This window comes from Minwuia thermotolerans, from assembly GCF_002924445.1.
Classification (GTDB): Bacteria; Pseudomonadota; Alphaproteobacteria; order Minwuiales; family Minwuiaceae; genus Minwuia; species Minwuia thermotolerans.
This window is the reverse complement of the sequence record NZ_PIGG01000037.1, coordinates 61,172-80,027: the sequence shown is the minus strand read 5'-3', so window position 1 is coordinate 80,027 and position 18,856 is coordinate 61,172. Positions and strand designations below refer to the sequence as shown.

The 18,856-nt window shown below is 68.3% G+C and carries 17 protein-coding genes; 5 read left to right on the top strand and 12 right to left on the bottom strand.

Annotation, left to right across the window (positions count from 1 at the left end; genetic code table 11):
* Positions 1-2 precede the first annotated feature (2 nt).
* The gene (locus tag CWC60_RS12230) at positions 3-785 is read left to right on the top strand and encodes a 3'(2'),5'-bisphosphate nucleotidase CysQ (RefSeq protein WP_109794229.1); all 783 of its coding nucleotides are present in this window, start codon (positions 3-5) and stop codon (positions 783-785) included.
* Positions 786-1,069: 284 nt separating this feature from the next.
* Here CWC60_RS12230 and CWC60_RS12225 read toward each other — a convergent pair whose 3' ends face one another.
* Positions 1,070-1,732, bottom strand: coding sequence for a peroxiredoxin (locus CWC60_RS12225; RefSeq protein WP_109794228.1), 663 nt, complete (start codon positions 1,730-1,732; stop codon positions 1,070-1,072).
* A gap of 170 nt (positions 1,733-1,902) precedes the next feature.
* Here CWC60_RS12225 and CWC60_RS12220 point away from each other — a divergent pair, with 170 nt between their 5' ends.
* On the top strand, positions 1,903-3,108 hold the full coding sequence (locus CWC60_RS12220) for a sensor histidine kinase (protein ID WP_164516509.1): 1,206 nt from the start codon (positions 1,903-1,905) through the stop codon (positions 3,106-3,108).
* A gap of 23 nt (positions 3,109-3,131) precedes the next feature.
* On the opposite strand, the gene CWC60_RS12215 is transcribed toward CWC60_RS12220, so the two are convergent.
* Positions 3,132-3,893: a 3-hydroxyacyl-CoA dehydrogenase gene (locus CWC60_RS12215; protein WP_109794226.1), complete on the bottom strand. Its 762-nt coding sequence runs from the start codon at positions 3,891-3,893 to the stop codon at positions 3,132-3,134.
* 281 nt (positions 3,894-4,174) lie between these two features.
* Between CWC60_RS12215 and CWC60_RS12210 the strand changes: the two genes are divergently transcribed.
* Positions 4,175-5,791, top strand: coding sequence for a sensor histidine kinase (locus CWC60_RS12210; RefSeq protein ID WP_109794225.1), 1,617 nt, complete (start codon positions 4,175-4,177; stop codon positions 5,789-5,791).
* Positions 5,792-5,806: 15 nt separating this feature from the next.
* On the opposite strand, the gene CWC60_RS12205 is transcribed toward CWC60_RS12210, so the two are convergent.
* From CWC60_RS12205 to CWC60_RS12190, 4 genes are all read right to left on the bottom strand, one after another.
* Entirely contained in the window at positions 5,807-6,775 is a 969-nt protein-coding gene (locus CWC60_RS12205) for a DMT family transporter (protein ID WP_109794224.1), read from the bottom strand.
* A 142-nt stretch (positions 6,776-6,917) separates the two neighbouring features.
* The gene (locus CWC60_RS12200) at positions 6,918-8,057 is read right to left on the bottom strand and encodes an acyl-CoA dehydrogenase family protein (protein ID WP_109794223.1); all 1,140 of its coding nucleotides are present in this window, start codon (positions 8,055-8,057) and stop codon (positions 6,918-6,920) included.
* 63 nt (positions 8,058-8,120) lie between these two features.
* Positions 8,121-8,882, bottom strand: coding sequence for a DUF427 domain-containing protein (locus CWC60_RS12195; RefSeq protein WP_109794222.1), 762 nt, complete (start codon positions 8,880-8,882; stop codon positions 8,121-8,123).
* 208 nt (positions 8,883-9,090) lie between these two features.
* Complete coding sequence (locus CWC60_RS12190) at positions 9,091-10,434, bottom strand: amidase (protein WP_109794221.1); 1,344 nt, start codon at positions 10,432-10,434, stop codon at positions 9,091-9,093.
* 69 nt (positions 10,435-10,503) lie between these two features.
* Here CWC60_RS12190 and CWC60_RS12185 point away from each other — a divergent pair, with 69 nt between their 5' ends.
* Entirely contained in the window at positions 10,504-11,712 is a 1,209-nt protein-coding gene (locus CWC60_RS12185) for an acyl-CoA dehydrogenase family protein (RefSeq protein WP_109794220.1), read from the top strand.
* A 31-nt stretch (positions 11,713-11,743) separates the two neighbouring features.
* Here CWC60_RS12185 and CWC60_RS12180 read toward each other — a convergent pair whose 3' ends face one another.
* From CWC60_RS12180 to miaA, 5 genes are all read right to left on the bottom strand, one after another.
* Entirely contained in the window at positions 11,744-12,151 is a 408-nt protein-coding gene (locus tag CWC60_RS12180; RefSeq protein WP_109794219.1) for a DUF805 domain-containing protein, read from the bottom strand.
* A 319-nt stretch (positions 12,152-12,470) separates the two neighbouring features.
* Entirely contained in the window at positions 12,471-13,490 is a 1,020-nt protein-coding gene (ilvC, locus tag CWC60_RS12175; RefSeq protein WP_109794218.1) for a ketol-acid reductoisomerase, read from the bottom strand.
* Positions 13,491-13,687: 197 nt separating this feature from the next.
* Entirely contained in the window at positions 13,688-14,194 is a 507-nt protein-coding gene (gene ilvN / locus CWC60_RS12170) for an acetolactate synthase small subunit (protein WP_109794217.1), read from the bottom strand.
* 64 nt (positions 14,195-14,258) lie between these two features.
* Entirely contained in the window at positions 14,259-16,025 is a 1,767-nt protein-coding gene (locus tag CWC60_RS12165; RefSeq protein ID WP_109794216.1) for an acetolactate synthase 3 large subunit, read from the bottom strand.
* A 152-nt stretch (positions 16,026-16,177) separates the two neighbouring features.
* Positions 16,178-17,146, bottom strand: a complete 969-nt coding sequence (gene miaA / locus CWC60_RS12160; protein ID WP_206419907.1) for a tRNA (adenosine(37)-N6)-dimethylallyltransferase MiaA — start codon at positions 17,144-17,146, stop codon at positions 16,178-16,180.
* On the opposite strand from miaA, the gene serB reads away from it, so the two are divergent.
* A complete protein-coding gene (gene serB, locus CWC60_RS12155; protein WP_206419906.1) occupies positions 17,145-18,005 on the top strand; it encodes a phosphoserine phosphatase SerB in 861 nt (286 codons plus the stop codon). The two genes, miaA and serB, sit on opposite strands and share 2 nt — an antisense overlap.
* Positions 18,006-18,141: 136 nt before the next feature.
* Here serB and CWC60_RS12150 read toward each other — a convergent pair whose 3' ends face one another.
* Positions 18,142-18,846, bottom strand: a complete 705-nt coding sequence (locus CWC60_RS12150) for a glutamine amidotransferase-related protein (RefSeq protein ID WP_109794214.1) — start codon at positions 18,844-18,846, stop codon at positions 18,142-18,144.
* Positions 18,847-18,856 lie beyond the last annotated feature (10 nt).

The following is an 18,856-nucleotide window of genomic DNA, read 5'->3' as shown; positions in this document are numbered from 1 at the left end:
GCGTGAGCAACCGGGAGCTACGGGCCGATCACAGCCTGCTGATGTCGACGGTCCGCCAGGCCGGCGCGCTGGCGCTCGAATTCTTCGATACCGATCTCAAGACCTGGGACAAGGGCGGCGACAACCCGGTCACCGAGGCCGACATCGCCGTCGACGACCTGCTGCGCACGAAACTGACCGCGGCCCGGCCCGACTATGGCTGGCTCTCCGAGGAGACCGCCGACGATCTCGGCCGGCTGGAGAAGCGCCGGGTCTGGATCGCCGATCCGATCGACGGCACCCGCGCCTTCATGCGCCGCGTGCCCGAGTTCACCGTCTGCGTCGCCCTGGTCGAGGACGGCCTGCCCATCCTCGGCGCCGTCTACAATCCGGCCAAGGACGAGTTCTTCGAGGCCGCCCTGGGCGGCGGGGCGCGCCTCAACGGCCGCCGCATCCGCCCCTCCGAACAGCACGACGCCGGCGAGGCGCACTTCCTCACCGCCCGGCGCAACATGACCTATTTCGACTGGCCGAAACACGGCGACGACATGAAGTGCACCTGGATGAACTCCATCGCCTACCGCATGGCGCTGGTGGCCTGCGGGCGCTTCGACGCGGCGATCTCCATGGCCGGCAAGCACGACTGGGACATCGCCGCCGCCGACCTGATCCTCACCGAGGCCGGCGCGCGCTGCACCACCACGAAGGACCTGACGTTCCGCTACAATCAGGAACGTCCGCGCCATCCCAACGTCATCGCCTCGGGGCCGAACCTCCACGACGAGCTGCTGCGCGTCCTGGGATAGGCTGCAACCACCCTCTCCCGACCCGCTGACGCGGGCCACCCTCCCCCTTCGGGAAGGGGGAGGACAGGGAGGGGGATGCGCCGGCGCCTGATTGAATCGCCACTGGAGGTTCGGTGTCATGCCCGCCTTCCTGCGGGCATCCGGTCAATCCATCGACTTGCGGCGAAGCCGCTCCGGCCCCCCGCACAGGGGCGGGCGCGAAAAGCCGGGTGGGCGGCGATTCCGTCAGAAAGCCGCGCTGTCTGGATCGGGCGCCGCACGGGCGCGCCCGGTGGCCGCGGCGTTCAGCCCTGCGGCTGCTTCACGTAGCGCAGATAGGGCTTCACCGTCTTCCAGCCGTCGGGGAACTTGTCCTTCGCCGCCTCGTCGGAGACCGCGGGGACGATGATGCAGTCCTCGCCGGACTTCCAGTCCACCGGGGTCGCGACCTGGTGTTTCGCGGTGAGCTGCATGGAATCGATGACCCGCAGGATCTCAGCGAAGTTCCGCCCCGTCGCCATGGGATAGGTCAGGACCAGCTTCACCTTCTTGTCGGGGCCGATGACGTAGACGGAGCGGATGGTCTGGTTGTCGGCGGCCGTACGGTCCTTCGCCGGCCCCGAGGCTTCCGGATGGATCATGTCGTAGAGCTTGGCGACCTTCATGTCCTCGTCGCCCAGCATCGGGAAGTTGGGCGCCGTGCCCTGGGTCTCCGCGATGTCCTTCGACCAGGCCTTGTGGTCGTCGACCGAATCCACGCTGAGGCCGATCAGCTTGACGTTGCGCTTGTCGAATTCCGGCTTCAGCCGCGCCGCCGCGCCGAGCTCGGTGGTGCAGACGGGCGTGAAGTCCTTCGGATGGGAGAACAGCACCGCCCAGCTGTCGCCGATCCAGTCGTGAAAGCTGATCTCGCCCTCGGTCGAGTTCTGCTTGAAGTCGGGGGCTTCCTCGCCAATGCGCAGGCCCATCGCGTTCCTCCACGTTCGTGATGTGTGAATTCGGAAGTTTAACACATAGAGCGCTGTCTTCCTGTGACAATACGGAAGGCGACCGGAATCTGCGGCGTGGTTTACGCGGGCTTAAGAATAGGCGGGTAGCTATGCTGGGTTCGCGCCAGACAGGGGAGCTCCCAGCTGCGATGACCAGCCAGAACGACCGCCCTGCGCCGGCGCCGGCCGAGAGCGCGTCCCGCTCCGCGGCCGAGGAGGCGCAGCGGTTCCGGGACTTCGCGGAGGCGGCGTCGAACTGGTTCTGGGAAATGGATTCCGGACTTCGCTTCTGCTGGTTCTCCGACAGTTTCGAACGGATCTCGGGCGTGCCGCAATCGCACCTGCTGGGCCGCTCGCGGCGCGACATGCTGGCGCTCGCCGATCCGGTCACCGACGAGATCACCAGCCTGCAGGACTGGTGGGACCACATCGCGGTGCTGGAAGCGCACCGGCCATTCCGCAATTTCATCCATCCGCGCATCCATCCGGACGGCCACAAGGTCTACCTGTCGATCAGCGGCAAGCCGATCTTCGACGCGGCGGGACGCTTCGCCGGCTATCGCGGCACCGGCGCCGACATCACCGACCGCATCGAGATCGAGCGCCGGCTGCGCGAGGCGAAGGAGATGGCGGAGGTCGCCGACCGCGCCAAGTCGCGCTTCCTGGCGACGATGAGCCACGAGCTGCGCACGCCGCTCAACGCCATCATCGGTTTTGCCGAGATCATGGACGGGCAGCGCTTCGGCCCGATGGGCGAGCCGCGCTATCAGGGCTATGCGCGCGACATCCTGTCGTCGGGCCGGCACCTGCTGGCGATCATCAATGACATCCTGGATCTCGCCCGTCTGGACGCCGCGCAGATGGAGCTGGACGACGCCTGGATGCCGGTGGAAGAGGTGATGGACGACGCCGGCCGCCACATTGCGCCGGTCGCGGCCGCCGCGGGGATCAGGCTGCGTCTGGTGGCTCCGGAAGCCGCCGCCGAAGTTCTGGCGGACCAGCGGCGCATGCGCCAGGTGCTGCTGAACCTGCTGTCGAACGCGGTCAAGTTCTCGCCGCGCGGCGGCGTCGTCACCCTGGCCTGGCGTCCGGACGGGCCGCGCGGGCCGGCCCTGGTGGTGACCGATCCGGGGCCCGGCATGACGGAAGACGAGATCCGTCAGGCGGTGGAGCCCTTCAGCCAGATCGCCCATCACCGCACCCGCCATCACGAGGGCACGGGGCTGGGCCTTTCGCTGGCGCGGCGGCTGTGCGAACTGCACGGCGCGCGCCTGGAGCTGGAGAGCGCGCCCGGCGAGGGCCTCACCGCGAGCATCGTGCTGCCCGGGAACCGGGTGCGGCGCGGCAACGCCTGAGCGGCGCCCCGGCCGGTTTCAGTTCAGCGCGGCGCCATGCGGATGGCGCCGTCCAGGCGGATGGTCTCGCCGTTCAGCATCTGGTTCTCGATGATGGTGCGGGCCATGTGGGCGTATTCCGACGGATCGCCGAGGCGCTTCGGGAACGGCACGGAGGCGGCCAGCGCGTCCTTGACGTTGTCCGGCAGGCTGGCCAGCAGCGGCGTCATGAACAGGCCCGGCGCGATGGTGCAAACGCGGATGCCGTCATTCATCAGGTCGCGCGCGATCGGCAGGGTCATCCCGACAATGCCGCCCTTCGAGGCCGAATAGGCCGCCTGGCCGATCTGGCCGTCGAAGGCCGCGACCGATGCGGTGTTGACGATGACGCCGCGGTCGCCGTTCTCGTCCGGCTCGCCGGCCGCCATCTCGGTGGCGGCCAGTCGGATGCAGTTGAAGGTGCCGATCAGGTTGACGTCGATGACCTTCCTGAAGGCGTCGAGCGGATGCGGCGTCCCCTTCGAGGTGGTCTTGGTCGCCGTGCCGATGCCGGCGCAGTTGATCAGCACCCGGCAGGGCCCGTGGGCATCGCTGGCGGTCTTGAACGCGGCCTCGGCGGAAGCCTCGTCGGCGACGTTGCACTTCGCGAACACGCCGCCGATCTCGCCGGCGATCTTGTTGCCCAGATCCTCGTTGAGATCGAAGATCGTCACCTTCGCGCCGGCGGAAGCCAGCTCGCGCGCCGTGGCGCCGCCAAGACCGGAAGCGCCGCCCGTGACGACGACCGCTGCACCCTTCAGTTTCATTGTCTCTCCCCCCGCGCCAGGACGGCGCCGCTGTCTGGAATGGTCGCCGTCATTAATCACAAGTCGCCGGGGCGCGCAAACCCCGCCGTGCGAGTGTCCCGGCCGCATCCGGGCCGAGTTCCCTTGCGGAATGCTCCGCCGCCGCGTAAAAGCGCGCGGTCGTAACGCAATCTCAACGCTCGGGCCGGTAGAACCGGCATTGGGGGGATCGGCGCCATCGGGCGCGGGCGAAGCCACCGGACATCGCGACCGGATGGCCTGGGCAGCATTGGAATCGAACCATGCCACTGGCATCGTGGAAGAGAAGCTCGGTTCGCTCGCTCTCCATCTGGTTCGTCGCGCTGAGCACCATCACCCTGGCTGTCGCGGTCACGCTGTCCTTCCTGCTGATCCACCTTCAGGATCGCAATTCCCGCTCCGTCTCGGAAAGCCTCGTGCGCGGCGACATCGACCGCCGGATGAGGGAGCTGAACCAGCTTCTGCTCGATTACGGCTACTGGGACCAGGCGGTCGCCAACATCGTCCACGACTTCGACCCGGAATGGATCGACAGCGAGTTCGGCGAGTATCTCCACCGCCAGGGCGGCATCGATGTCGTCCAGGTGGTGGACGGCCAGGACCGCACCGTGCTGCGCGTGACCGCCGGCGTGCGTCAGGATCCGGCCGCGGCGGCGGCCCCCGGACCGGACCGGATGGCGCTCGCGCGGGCGGCGCGGGCGAGCGCGGACGACGCCGAGCCCGAACCGGCCGCCGGCTTCACCTTCGAGGACGGCGCACTGTCGATGACGGCGGCGCTCAGGATGACAAGTTACGACGCCGAGAACGACTACAGCACCGACCACGTTCTGCTGTTCTCGCGCCTCGTGGACGAGGAGATGCTGGCGAGCCTGGAGGCCGCCAACCTGGTCCGGAACATGCGCATTTCCCGGCAACCGGCGGAAGGCGCCGAGACCTCCATCCCTCTCGCCCACTACGGCGCCGGCGCCGACCCCCATCTGATCTGGCGACCGGCCCTGCCCGGCCGGCGCATGATTCCGGCCGCAATCATCGGCCTGACGGTCTTCGCCTGCGTGCTGGCGGTCATCGGATTCGTCTTCGCCCGGCAGCTCGGCGCCCATGCGCGCCAGCTGACCGAGGCCCGCGCCGCCGCCGAAGCGGCCAACCGCATGAAGTCCGATTTCCTCGCCGGCATGAGTCACGAGCTGCGCACGCCGCTCAACGCCGTCATCGGCTTCTCCGACATCATCAGGAACCAGTATCTCGGGCCGGTCGGCAATCCGCGCTATCTGGAATATGCAGGCGACATCCGCGAATCGGGGGCGCATCTGCTCTCGCTGGTCGACGATCTGCTGGACCTCTCCAGGATCGAGGCCGGCAAACTGGAACTCCGCTCGGAACCGCTCGACCTGGAGGACCTGACCCGTCAGGCCATCCGCTTGGTCGGCCATCTGGCCGAAGAGAAGGACATCGAGCTGAGCTGGTCCGCCGACGACGACGCGAAGACGGGACAGGGCGACGCCAAGGCGGTGCGCCAGATCCTGGTGAACCTTCTCAACAATGCCCTGAAGTTCACGCCCGAGGGCGGCCGCGTGCGTTGCGCCATCACCCGCACCGGCCCCGCGGCGATCGAGATCGCCATCAGCGACAACGGCATCGGCATCGGCGAGACCGACATCCCGCGTGTCCTGGAGCCGTTCGTGCAGGTCGACGCCGTCGCCGACGGCAAGCTGCGCGGCACGGGGCTGGGGCTGCCGCTGGCGCAAAGGCTGGCCGTATTGATGGGCGGCACGCTGCGGCTGGAGAGCGAACTGGGCGCCGGCACGACGGTGCGGGTCGGCCTGCCCGCCGCCGAGGCCGGCTCCGGCGAACGCGGCCAGACAGCCGCCCACAGCGCCTGAACGCAGCCGCCGCCGTCAGCCGCCGCGGGCGGCCTGGGGCGGTCCCTCCCGCACCGTCTCCGGCGACGAGCCGCCGGCCGGCCCGTCGAAGGTCGCGGTCGTCGGGCGCGAGCCCGGTTTCAGACGGGCCTCGCGGCGGGCGATGTAGATGGTCGACGCCACGATGATCAGCGCGCCGGCGACGGTCCACAGATCCGGGATCTCGCCGAACACCAGGAAGCCGGCGACCCCGGCGTAGATCAGGCGGCTGTAGTCGAACGGCGTCACCGCGGTCGCCTCGCCGGCCGAGTAGCCCCGGATCAGCATGGACTGGCCGATGGTGCCGCAGACTGCCAACGCCACCAGCATCAGGAAGACCTCCAGGCTGGGCATGCGCCAGTAGACCAGCGCCGGGGCCAGCGTGACCACGCTCAGGATCAGGCTGGACCAGAACACCATGGTGTTCGGCGAATCCGTGCGCGAGAGGATCTTGATGAAGATCGTGATCACCGCGACCAGCGCCGCCGCGCCCAGGGCGATGAAGGCCACGGGATCGGTCTCTCCGCCGGGCCGGAGCATGACGATGACGCCGCCGAAGCCAACGATGGTGGCGACGGTGCGCCGGAGCCGGATCGTCTCCCCCAGGAACAGCACCGCCAGCGGGATCAGGAACAGCGGCTTGGTGAAGCTGAGTGCAGTGACGTCGGCCAGCGGCAGGTGCGCGACCGAGTAGAACATGGCGAGCAGCACCACGCCGCCGATCAGCCCGCGCACCAGGTGCATGCCCGGGCGGGTGGTGCGGACGCCGGACAGGCCGGTGCGGAGTGCGAAGGGCACGATCACCAGCAGGCCGAAGAAGGCGCGGAAGAAGGCGACCTGGAACGGGTGCAGTTCCTCACTGGCCAGCTTGATGAACACGCCCATGGCCGACAGGAACACGCCGGCCATCAGCAGCCAGAGCGCGCCGCGGACATTGTCGGGCAGCGAATTGAACTTGTCGGTCACGCGGACTCGCGGTGAAAGGGTAACGGTCGCTGACCCTTAAACCATGAAGCGGTTGAGGACACGTGAAGAAGCCGCATGGGGCCTGCGCGGTTCCGGCGGCGGAACGTCGTCTGTTCCGCCCGCCGGAGCGGCGGCCGCCGGGTCACAGACCGCGGGCAATGATCTCCTTCATGATCTCGTTGGTGCCGGCGTAGATGCGCTGGACGCGGGCGTCGGCGTACATGCGGCTGATCGGATATTCGGTCATGAAACCATAGCCGCCGAAGAGCTGCAGGCACTCGTCGATCATCCGGTTCTGCATGTCCGAGGTCCACCACTTGGCCATCGACGCGGTCTCGGCGTCGAGCTCCTCGCGCAGCAGCTTCGCCATGCAGTCGTCGACGAAGGCGCGGGCGACGCGGGCGTGGGTCTTCACCTCGGCCAGCTTGAAGCGGGTGTTCTGGAACTCGATCAGCGGCTGGCCGAAGGCCTTGCGCTCCTTGCAGTACTCGACCGTCAGATCCAGCGCGGTCTCGATCGCCTGGGCGGCCGAGATGGCGACCTGCAGCCGCTCCCAGGCCAGTTCCTGCATCAGGTACTGGAAGCCCTTGCCCTCCTCGCCGAGGATGCGGTCGGCGGGAATGCGGACATTGTCGAAGAACAGTTCCGAGGTGTCCTGCGCCTTCAGCCCCAGCTTCTTCAGCCGCCGGCCCTTGTCGAAGCCCTCGTCGCCGCGCTCCAGCATCACCAGCGAGGTGCCCTTGGCGCCCTTGCTGGGATCGGTCTTGGCGACGACGATGACCACGTCGGCGTGCCAGCCATTGGTGATGAAGGTCTTCTGGCCGTTGACCACCAGCTCGTTGCCGTCCTTCAGCGCCGTGGTCTTGACGCCCTGCAGGTCGGAGCCCGTACCCGGCTCCGACATGGCGATGGCGCCGATCATCTCGCCGCTCGCCATCTTCGGCAGGTACTTCTTCTTCTGCTCCTCGGAGCCGTAGCGCAGGATGTAGGGGGCGACGATCTCGTTGTGCAGGCCAAAGCCGAGGCCGGTCAGGTTCAGCTTCTGCACTTCCTCGAACAGGATCATCGAATAGAGCCTGTCCGCGCCGGAGCCGCCGTATTCCTCGGGCATCGACATGCACAGGAAGCCCAGCTCGCCCGCGCGCTCCCAGGCGTCGCGGTCGACATAGCCCTGCTCCTCCCACTTCTCGTGGCGCGGCGCCAGTTCCTCGGCCAGGAACCTGTGCATGGAGCGGCGGAAGATCTCGTGATCCTCGGTGAACAGCTCGCGCGGCTGGCCCATCGTCATCTCTCCCCGGTATGGCGTGGTCTCTGGCGTCCCGTTATAGCGCAGGCCGTCGGGCCGTCACTTGGCGAATTTCGTCTCGGGCCGCGCCTCGGTCTTGCCGTCGACGGCGATGTCGACCTTTTCATTGAAGAAGCAGAGCAGGCCGCGGATCGGCGCCGCCTCCCGCACCGGGCTCTCGTAGCTCCAGACCAGGTCCTCGTACCGGACCCCGCCGACATCGACGTGGTAATAGCTCGCCTCGCCCTTGTAGGGGCAGGCCGTGCGCCGGTTCGACGGCGTCAGCGCCGCGGTGACGTCGTCGCGCGGAATGTAGTACCGCGTCGGCAGGCCGGTCTCGAACAGGAACTGCGCGCGGTTCGTCTTCGCCAGCGTCTCGCCGTCCAGCGAAACCTCGACCGTGCGCGAGGACGGCAGGATGTCGACGCGGACATGCGGGTCGCGCGGATGGACGAAGATCTGCTCGTCCTCCTCGAACCAGCGGTCCATCTTCTTCCAGTAGAAGGCCCCGTAGCCGGCCAGCTCGGGCACCGCGCTGATCGGCTCCGGATAGGACCAGACGGCGTTTTCCGCGCGCTTCTCGCCGACCACCACGTCCCAGTAGACCGCATCGCCCTTGAACGGGCAGTGGGTCGAATGTTCGGAGCGGTGCAGGAACTCCGCCCGGATGTCCTCCAGGGGGATGTAGTAGACCGGCGGGATCGGCGGTTCGTAGAGGTAGATCGCGCCGGTGGTGTCGGCGACGGTCTCGCCGTTGAACTCGACGCGGATGCGCTTGCAGCAGGGCTCGGTGCTGACGCGGTGCGGCGCGGTGTCGGCCATGGCTCGCTCTCCCGGAATGGATGTCTTGCCGGAATGGTAGCGCAGCTGTGCGCGGGGTCGAGAGGGAGGTAGCGGCGCCGGCCTTGCCGCCTGGATTCCGGGCAGGTCCCGGCTCGCGCCCCACGCCGTTCGCCTTGGCGGGGATGACACCTTTGTTTGGGCGACCCCTGGTGTCATCCCGGGCGAAGCGCAGCGGAGACCCGGAACCTCAGCTCGGCCTCAGCGCCGCCTCTACCCCGGCGGCGATGTCGAACAGCTCCCGGTCCAGACCGTTGTGGCCCATCAGCATGAGCCCGACCGGGGCTTCGCCAGGTTCGTGGCAGGGCAGGCTGATCGACGGGCGGTCGAGGAAGTTGGCGACCGACGGGTTGCGCAGGCAGAGCAGGTTGAGCCGGGCATAACTCTCGTCGTCCTCGAATGCGGAGAAGGGCGGCGGGACGATGGGCACCGTCGGCATCAGCACGGCGTCGAAGCCGCCCATGGACTGGGCGCTGGCCGCCTGCATGGCGCTGCGCGCGTGCATCAGGTCGATATAGTCGGCCGCCGAGATCATCGCGCCCCGCTCGATCCGGGAGATGACGCGCGGGTCGTAGAGCCCGCCCTTGTCGGCGATCAGCGTCCGGTGCCAGGCCCAGGCGTCGGCGGCGGCGAAACCGCCGGCGGCGTTGAGCGCGGGCAGGGCGTCGATCTCGGGGAAGGCCGTCTCCACCACCGCCGCGCCGGCGTCGCGGAGCCGCTTCAGCGCGGCCTCGTAGCCGGCGGCGACGGTACCGTCCATGTCGACGGTGACATAGTTGGTCATGGCCGCCAGCCTGAGCCCGTCCGCCGGCCGCGCCATCGCCCCGGCGCCGGGACCGCCGGCCATGATGTCGTCCAGGATGGCGCAGCAGCCGACCGAGTTGCCCAGCGGGCCGACGGAATCCAGCGAATGCGAGAGCGGCGTCGCGCCGGCGCGCGGAATCCGCGCCATGGTCGGCTTGAAACCGGTGATGCCGCAGAACGCCGCGGGGATGCGGCAGGAGCCGCCGGTGTCGGTGCCGATGGTGGCCGCGGCCATGCGGTCGGCGACGCTCACCGCCCCGCCCGAGGTGGAGCCGCCGGGAATGCGGCCCGTCGCCCGGTCCCAGGGCGCGGCGGGCGTGCCGTAATGCGGGTTGAGCCCGAGGCCCGAATAGGCGAACTCGGTCATCACCGTGCGGCCGGTGATCACGAAACCCGCACGCCGCAGCCGGTCGACGATGGGCGCATCCAGGTCCGCAGGCGCCGCGTCGGCCAGCGCCTTCGATCCGGCGGTGGTGACGCGGCCGGCCTCGTCGAACAGGTCCTTGATCGAGATCGGAATGCCGGCGAAGGGCCTGGCCTCCCGCCCCGCCTTGCGCAGCCCGTCGAGGGCCGCCGCCTCGGCCCTGGCGCGGTCGGCATATACCTGCATGAAGGCCGTCGGCCCCTCGCCCTCGGCGCTCGCCGCCAGCGCCCGGCCGGTCAGTTCCGCGCTCGTCGTCCGCCCCGCCGCCAGCGCTTCGGCCAGCGCGGTCAATCCTGTCTCGAGCATGCGCGCGCCCCCTTCCCCTGAATGCCGCCTGCCCGGTACAATAGGCGGACGCTTGGGGAGAACAACATCATGGATCTGACACTGACACCGGAGGACCGGGCCTTCCGCGACGAGGTGCGGGCGTTCCTGGCCGAGAACCTGACCGAGGAGATGCGGGAGGCCGGGCGGCTGACCTGCGGTCCGTTCGCGGAGTTCGAATACGGCCAGCGCTGGTTCGAGACCCTGGCGAAGCGCGGCTGGTCGGCGCCGGCCTGGCCGAAGGAATATGGCGGGCCCGGCTGGACGGCGATCCAGCGCTACATCTTCGACGTCGAATCCGCCGCCGCCAGCGCCCCGGCCTTCTCCATCATGGGCACCCGCATGGTAGGCCCCGTGGTGATGAAATACGGCACCGACGAGCAGAAGCAGAAGTACCTGCCGCGCATCCTCTCCGGCGAGGACGTCTGGTGCCAGGGCTATTCCGAGCCGGGCTCCGGCTCCGACCTCGCCAGCCTGAAGACGCGCGCGGTGCGCGACGGCGACGACTACGTCATCAACGGCTCCAAGATCTGGACCACTTTCGCCCACCACGCCAACCGCATGTTCTGCCTGGTGCGCACCTCGAACGAGGGCAAGCCGCAGGAGGGCATCAGCTTCGTCCTGATCGACGATTTCGACGCGCCGGGGATCACCGTGGAGCCGATCATCCTGATGTCGGGCGACCACGACGTGAACCAGGTCTTCTTCGAGGATGTGCGCGTGCCGGTGGCCAACCGCGTCGGCCCGGAGAACGAGGGCTGGACGGTGGCCAAGTACCTGCTGGAGTTCGAGCGCGGCGGCGACACCTACAGCCCCGGTCTGCACGCCCACATCGCACACCTGAAGCGGGTCGCGGCGGCCGAGCGCGGCGATGACGGCGGCCGGCTGATCGACGATCCGGGCTTCCGCCGGCGCATCGCCGACGCCGAATGCGACATCATCGCGCTGGAGCATGTGGAGAAGCAGATCCTCTGCGATCTGGCCGCCGGCCGCCAGCCCGGTCCCGCCTCCTCGATGATGAAGGTGGTGGGCTCGGAGACGCTGCAGAAGGCCGCGGGGCTGACCGCGGAGGCCGTGGGCTACTACGCCTGGCCGGACCAGAAGCCGGCGCGCCATGTCGGCTCCAACGCGCCGGCCGTGGGCCCGGACCACGCCATGACCGCCCTGCCCTCGCACCTCAATCACCGCGCCGCGACGATCTATGGCGGCTCCAACGAGGTCCAGCGCAACATCATGGCCAAGCTGGTGCTGGGGCTTTAGGAACGCCTGCAGTCCGCGCGCCCTTCCGGGGTCAGACGAAGACCCCGTGCGGATCAGGCGGATCCTCGGCCTGGCTGGGCCAGAAGAACAGCGTGAGCATCGCCAGCAGCCCGATCACCGGCACGGCCATGGCGAAGGCCAGCGCCCGGCTGCCGATCGCGTCCCGGCTGCGCCGCGCGGCGATGCGGAAGTAGAACCAGCCCACCACCGCCATCAGCAGCAGTGAGACGATGGTGACGGTCAGGCCGATATTCGGCGCCCAGTGCGCTGCGGCATACTCGGCCAATCGCTCCAGCAACCCCCCGACGATCCACGCCGCCACGGTCAGCCCGAAGAACGCGGCCCGCGGCATGCGCTGGCCGGAGCGCTCCGTCGCCACCGCGACCACCGCGACTCCGATCAACGCCACGACCGGCGCCCAGATCCAGATCCCTTCCATCACTGCCTCCGTGAACACATCTTTTCCGTGAACATTGAAACATGAACGCTACCTGACGTCCAGTTTTGTTCATGGCGCGTTCACGCAGAGGGGAGGCAAGGGGATGGGCCCGTCGGTTGGTCCACTGGCCTGAAGGAGTCAGAAGACCCGCCGGCCGGCCGGACAGGTTGGCGCGCAGGGGATGGGCCGGTCGGCCTGCGCGCCTTCTGTCGAAGTTCTGTGCCGCGCCCCGTGCCGGCCGAGCCAACCCACGGGACAAGAGAGATATGGAGGACGGCGGGATGGCCGGCCCAGCCATCCCCATCCCGCCTGCTTCGACCTAGTTCTTCGACTTGTCGACCAGCGCCTTCTCGGAAATCCACGGCATCATGGCGCGGAGCTTCTCGCCCACATCTTCGATCGGGTGCTGGGCGTTCCTGGCGCGGGTCGCCTTGAAGCTGGTCTGGTTGACCTTGTTCTCCAGCATCCATTCGCGGGTGAACTTGCCCGACTGGATATCGTCCAGCACGCGGCGCATCTCGGCCCTGGTCTCGTCGGTGACGATGCGCGGGCCGGTGACGTACTCGCCATACTCCGCGGTGTTGGAGATCGAGTAGTTCATGTTGGCGATGCCGCCCTCGTAGATCAGGTCGACGATCAGCTTCACCTCGTGCAGGCACTCGAAATAGGCCATTTCCGGCGCGTAGCCGGCCTCGACCAGGGTCTCGAAGCCGCCGCGGATCAGCTCGACCAGGCCGCCGCAGAGCACCACCTGCTCGCCGAACAGGTCGGTCTCGCATTCCTCGCGGAAGGTGGTCTCGATGATGCCGGCGCGGCCGCCGCCGATGGCGCAGGCGTAGGACAGGCCCACGTCCAGCGCGTTGCCGGAGGCGTCCTGATGCACCGCGACCAGGCAGGGCACGCCGCCGCCGCGCTGATACTCGGAGCGCACCGTGTGGCCCGGGCCCTTGGGCGCGATCATGAAGACGTCGAGGTCCTTGCGCGGCTCGATCAGGTTGAAGTGGATGTTGAGGCCATGGGCGAAGATCATCGCCGAGCCTTCCTTCAGGTTCGGCTCCAGTTCGTCTCGGTAGAGTTCGCCCTGCAGTTCGTCCGGGGTCGCCACCATGACGACGTCGGCCCAGGCGGCGCCTTCGGCCGCGGTCATCACCCTGAAGCCGGCCTCCTCGGCCTTCTTCCGGGTCGACGAGCCCTCGCGCAGGCCGATCGCCACGTCCTTGACGCCGCTGTCGCGCATGTTCATTGCATGGGCGTGGCCCTGGCTGCCATAGCCGACGACCATGACCTTCTTCGACTTGATCAGGTTCAGATCCGCATCGCGGTCGTAGTAAACGCGCATTTCTTCTATCTCCCTCCGATTGGTATCTCGCGGCGCGACCGGGTCGACTCAGGTGCCGGCGACCGGTCGCTGAGTGTCACCCCCGATTCATTCGGGGGTCCGGTAGGGTGTTTCTTCCTGTTTGGCAAGTGCCGGAGGGAACGCCACCCCGGACCCCCGCACAGGGCGGGGGTGACGAGTGATGATCGACAGGCTCCTCAAAGTTCGTCCGGGCCGCGGCTGATGGCGGCGATGCCGGTGCGGCTGATGTCGATCAGACCGAGCGGCCGCATCAGGTCGGCGAAGGCGTCGATCTTCTTCGTCGAACCGGTGATCTCGAACACGAAGCTGCGGTCGGTGGCGTCCACCGCCTTGGCCTTGAAGATATCGGCGATGCGCAGCGACTCGACGCGCTTCTCGCCCGAGCAGCGCACCTTCAGAAGCGCCAGCTCGCGCTCGATGTGTTCCCCGTCGACGGTCAGGTCGGCCACCCGGTGCACCGGCACCAGGCGGTCGAGCTGCGCCTTGATCTGCTCGATCACCATGGGCGTGCCCGAGGTGACGACGTTGATGCGGGAGAGATTGTTCTCCCGGTCGACCTCGGAGACGGTCAGGCTCTCGATGTTGTAGCCACGGCCGGAAAAGAGACCGATCACGCGCGCCAGGACGCCGGCCTCGTTGTCGACCAGGACGGCGATGGTGTGGGTTTCGACTGTATCGTGCATGCTTCCCGCGGACCCGGCCGGGCCAGGTCCGCCCCTCCTTCGGAATGTCGGGGTGACGAAGGGGTCAGACCAGGGCGAAGCCCTTGTCCGTCACCTTCGGCGAATCCTCCGAATTGGCCTCGTTGCCCAGGATCATCTCGTTGTGGGCGGCGCCCGAAGGCACCATCGGGAAGCAGTTCTCCTCCCGGTCCACGCGAATGTCGGCGATCACCGGCCGGTCCACGGCCAGCATTTCGTCGATGACGCCGTCCAGATCGTCCGGCTTTTCGGCGATCAGCCCGACGGCGCCGAAGGCGTCGGCCAGCTTCACGAAGTCCGGCAGGCTGTCGACATAGCTCTCGGAATAGCGCTTGCCGTGCAGCAGTTCCTGCCACTGGCGGACCATCCCCATCCACTGGTTGTTGAGGATGAAGATCTTCACCGGCAGCCGGTACTGGGCCAGCGTCGACATTTCCTGAATGTTCATCAGGATCGAGGCCTCGCCGGCGATGTCGATGCAGAGCCGGCCGGGATGGGCCACCTGCGCGCCCATGGCGGCGGGCAGACCATAGCCCATGGTCCCCAGCCCGCCCGAGGTGAGCCAGCGGTTGGGCTGCTGGAAACCAAAGAACTGCGCCGCCCACATCTGGTGCTGGCCGACCTCGGTGGAGATGATCGGATCGCGGTCCTTGGTCTTCTCGTAGAGCGCCTGGATCGCCCGCTGCGGCTTGATGATGTCCGCCGTCTCCGCATAGGCGAAGCCGTTGCGGCCGCGCCAGCGTTCGATGTCCGCCCACCAGGGCGCCAGCCGCTTCCTGTCGGCCTGACGCGCCCCGGCCTTCCAGACCCGCATCATGTCCTCCAGCACATGGGCCACGTCGCCGATGATCGGCACGTCGACCGCCACGTTCTTGTTGATCGAGGAGGGGTCGATGTCGATGTGGATCTTCTTCGAATGCGGCGAGAAGGCGTCGAGGCGGCCCGTCACCCGGTCGTCGAAGCGCGCGCCGACACAGATCATGACGTCGCAGTCGTGCATCGCCATGTTGGCTTCGTAGGCCCCGTGCATGCCCAGCATGCCCAGGAACTGCGGATCCGCGGACGGATAGGCGCCGAGCCCCATCAGCGTGGAGGTCACGGGATAACCGGTCTGGCGCGCGAACTGGGTCAGCAGCATCGACGCCTTCGGCCCCGAATTGATGACCCCGCCGCCGGTGTAGAAGATCGGCCGCTCCGCTTTCGCGATCAGGTCGACCGCCTTGCGGATCGCCTCCAGGTCGCCCTTGACCTTCGGACGGTAGGACTTGTGCCGGCCCTGGTCGGGCCCGGCATAGACGCCGGTGTTGATCTGCACGTCCTTCGGAATGTCGATGACCACCGGGCCGGGCCGGCCGTTGGTGGCGACATAGAAGCCCTCGTGAACCACGCGCGCCAGGTCGTCCGTCGATTTCACCAGGTAGTTGTGCTTGGTGCAGGGCCGGGTGATGCCGGTGGTGTCGCACTCCTGGAAGGCGTCGTTGCCGATCATGTGCGTCGCCACCTGACCGGTCAGACAGACGACGGGAATGGAGTCCATCAGCGCGTCGGTCAGGCCGGTGACGGCGTTGGTCGCCCCGGGGCCGGACGTGACCAGCACGACGCCCGGCTTGCCGGTGGAGCGCGCATAGCCCTCGGCCGCATGCACTGCACCGCCCTCCTGACGGACCAGGATGTGGCGGATGGAGTTCTGCTGGAACAGCGCATCATAGATGGGTAGTACCGCGCCGCCCGGATATCCGAATACCGTGTCCACGCCCTGATCGACGAGTGCCTTGATCAGTATTTCAGCGCCGGTCATCGTCTTGGTCGACATTGGTCTGTCCCATCTGTCTTGCGTCTCGGGTTCACAAACGAAACGCCCCGCCGGGGCGGCCGCGAATTGACCGCCCGCCGGCGGCGGAAAGTCCGCGCTGGCAGCCGGAAAGGCCGGTCCCCCGGAGAGGGCCGGCTGACCATAGGGCAGGGTCAGGAACGGGTCAACAGGAATTCGCTTATTTTCGGAAAGATATCGGCCTTCATTCTTTCCATATGTTGCGCATCATGGGTGATGTCGGAAATTATCTGATGCCTGAGCCATGTCACCTGCCGCTTCGCGTAACGGCGGGTCAGGGTGCGGGCTTCCGTTACGGCAGTCTCCAGCCCGATCTCGCCCCTATCGGCGGCGATGAGCTGCGGCACGCCCAGCGCCTTCATGGCGGGCAGATCCGGGTCCAGGCCGCGCGCCGCCAGCGCGCGGACCTCCGCCATGGCGCCCTCCTCCAGCATCTCGCCGAAGCGGGCGTCGCAGCGTTCGTAGAGCATCTTCCGGTCGGGCAGCAGGACGACCTTCAGCAGGTCCAGATCCAGCGACGGCGGCTCCGGCGGCAGCGTCTGCCATTCGGAAAGCGGCCGGCCGGTGCCCAGCCAGACCTCCCAGGCGCGGATCAGCCGCTGGCTGTCGCCCGCATGCAGCCGCGCCGCCGTTTCCGCGTCGGCCTCGGCCAGCAAGGCGCGGAACCGTTCGCCGCCCAGTTCGGCCAGCTTCGCTGCCGCCGCCTTGCGGTGCGCCGGATCGATGTCGGGGATCGGCGAGAAGCCCTCCAGCAGGGCGCGGACATAGAGCCCCGAGCCGCCGACGACGATAGGCAGGCGCCCGGCCGCGCGGGCGGCCTGCACCTCTCCGGCGGCCAGGCCGGCCCAGCGGGCCGCCGAACAGATCTCCGCCGCGTCGAGAAAGCCGTAGAGCCGGTGCGGCGCGGCGGCCAGCGCCCGCTCGCCGGGCCGGGCGGTAATGATTCTCAGGTCGCGGTAGACCTGCATGGAATCGGCATTGATCACGACCCCGCCGAAATCCTGCGCGGCGGCCAGCGCCAGCGCGGACTTGCCGCTGGCCGTCGGGCCGAGTATCAGCAGGGCCTCGTTCCCCCCCTGCTTCCGCTCCGGAGACTCGTTCATGCAGACGGTTCTGACGCTCGTCGCCGCGCCTGGTCAAGAAATCCCTGAGCGCGCGCTGAGCGCCCTGGAGGCGGTCCTGCCCGCCGCCGCCACGGCAGAGGGCGCCGGCGGCGTCCGGCACCTGCGCTTCGACTGGGACAACCACGCCGAGTTGCGCGACCGGGTGGACCGCGCGCTGGAGGGCGAGGCGATCGACATCTGCGTGCAGCCGGCGGACATGCAGGGAAACAAGAGACTGCTCATCGCCGACATGGATTCGACCATGATCACGGTCGAATGCATCGACGAACTGGCCGACTTCGCCGGGGTGCGCGACCAGGTTCACGCGATCACCGAGCGGGCCATGCGCGGCGAGATCGACTTCGAGGGCGCGCTGACCGAGCGGGTGCGCCTGATGCAGGGCCTGAAGGAAAGCGCCCTGCAGCAGTGCTTCGACGAGCGCGTGCGCCTCAGCCCCGGCGCGCGGGAACTCATCGCCGGCTGCCGCGCGGCGGGCATGCACTGCGCCCTGGTCTCCGGCGGCTTCACCTACTTCACCCGCCGCGTCGCCGAGCTCTGCGGCTTCGACGAGAACCGCGCCAACACGCTGATCTTCGAGGACGGCGTACTCACCGGCGAGGTCACGCAGCCGATCCTGGGCCGCCAGGCCAAGACCGAGGCGCTGGACGAGATCTGCGCGAAGCTGGGCATCGGCCCGGCGCAGGCGGTCGCGATCGGCGACGGGGCCAACGATCTCGGCATGATCGTCAAGGCCGGACTCGGCGTCGCCTGGCGCGCCAAGCCCGTGACCGCAAAGGCCGCCGATGCGCGCATCGACCATGCCGACCTGACCGCCGTGCTGCGCTTCATGGGGCTGTGAGGGCCGGACGTTGCTCACTGATGGGTCACCCCCGCCCCCGTGCGGGGGTCCGGAGCGGCTGCGCCGCGAGTCGACACTTCGCCCGGATGCCCGCACGAGGCGGGCATGACAAGGATTTCTGAACGCCGTCCCTCGCTCAGCCGCCCAGCTTCGCCTTCAGCCAGCCGGCCATCCATCGCCCGGCCTCCGCGTTCGCCGGCGGCGCCGCCAGCGAGGCCAGCGCCGGCGCTGCGACCCTCTCCGGAATCGAGGAGCCGGCCCGGAGCCGGATCAGCGCCGCGCTGAAGGCGCGGTCGAACTCCGGGTGGAATTGCGCCGTCAGCACGGGCGCGTCCCGGTATTCGAGCACGCCGAAGGGGCAATGATCGCTGCCGCCCAGCACCTCGGCGCCCGGCGGCACCGCCGTCACCTGGTCCTGGTGGCTGACGATCATGGGAAATTCCCGCTCCGCCCCGTCCAGTGCGATGCGGTAGCGGTGCAGTCCCGCGCCCCAGCCCTTCGGCGACTTCTCCGCGCGCCCGCCCAGGGCCTCGGCGGCGAGCTGATGGCCGAAACAGATGCCGAGCTGCGGCACGCCGGCTTCGGCGGCGGCGCGGATGAAGTCCTTCAGGGGCGCGATCCAGGGCTCGTCATCATAGACGCCGAAGCGCGAGCCCGTATGCACCCAGGCGTCGCAGTCGCGGGGTCCGTCCGGCCATTCGCCGCGGATGACCGACCAGGTTCGGAAGTCCGCCGCGGGCAGATGCGGCGTCAGCCAGCGCCGGAACATGGCCGGAAAATCGCCGTACACGTCGACCAGGCCCTCATGGACCAGTCCCGCCTCCAGAATGCCGATCCGCATCGCTCTCCGC

Excerpts from the sequence above, each read along its gene's own strand:
- CWC60_RS12225 (WP_109794228.1), bottom strand. The coding sequence starts at position 1,732 with ATGGGCCTGCGCATTGGCGAGGAAGCCCCCGACTTCAAGCAGAACTCG.
- CWC60_RS12220 (WP_164516509.1), top strand. The coding sequence starts at position 1,903 with ATGACCAGCCAGAACGACCGCCCTGCGCCGGCGCCGGCCGAGAGCGCG.
- CWC60_RS12215 (WP_109794226.1), bottom strand. The coding sequence starts at position 3,893 with ATGAAACTGAAGGGTGCAGCGGTCGTCGTCACGGGCGGCGCTTCCGGT.
- CWC60_RS12210 (WP_109794225.1), top strand. The coding sequence starts at position 4,175 with ATGCCACTGGCATCGTGGAAGAGAAGCTCGGTTCGCTCGCTCTCCATC.
- CWC60_RS12200 (WP_109794223.1), bottom strand. The coding sequence starts at position 8,057 with ATGGGCCAGCCGCGCGAGCTGTTCACCGAGGATCACGAGATCTTCCGC.
- CWC60_RS12195 (WP_109794222.1), bottom strand. The coding sequence starts at position 8,882 with ATGGCCGACACCGCGCCGCACCGCGTCAGCACCGAGCCCTGCTGCAAG.
- CWC60_RS12190 (WP_109794221.1), bottom strand. The coding sequence starts at position 10,434 with ATGCTCGAGACAGGATTGACCGCGCTGGCCGAAGCGCTGGCGGCGGGG.
- CWC60_RS12185 (WP_109794220.1), top strand. The coding sequence starts at position 10,504 with ATGGATCTGACACTGACACCGGAGGACCGGGCCTTCCGCGACGAGGTG.
- CWC60_RS12180 (WP_109794219.1), bottom strand. The coding sequence starts at position 12,151 with ATGGAAGGGATCTGGATCTGGGCGCCGGTCGTGGCGTTGATCGGAGTC.
- ilvC (WP_109794218.1), bottom strand. The coding sequence starts at position 13,490 with ATGCGCGTTTACTACGACCGCGATGCGGATCTGAACCTGATCAAGTCG.
- ilvN (WP_109794217.1), bottom strand. The coding sequence starts at position 14,194 with ATGCACGATACAGTCGAAACCCACACCATCGCCGTCCTGGTCGACAAC.
- CWC60_RS12165 (WP_109794216.1), bottom strand. The coding sequence starts at position 16,025 with ATGTCGACCAAGACGATGACCGGCGCTGAAATACTGATCAAGGCACTC.
- serB (WP_206419906.1), top strand. The coding sequence starts at position 17,145 with ATGCAGACGGTTCTGACGCTCGTCGCCGCGCCTGGTCAAGAAATCCCT.
- miaA (WP_206419907.1), bottom strand. The coding sequence starts at position 17,146 with ATGAACGAGTCTCCGGAGCGGAAGCAGGGGGGGAACGAGGCCCTGCTG.
- CWC60_RS12150 (WP_109794214.1), bottom strand. The coding sequence starts at position 18,846 with ATGCGGATCGGCATTCTGGAGGCGGGACTGGTCCATGAGGGCCTGGTC.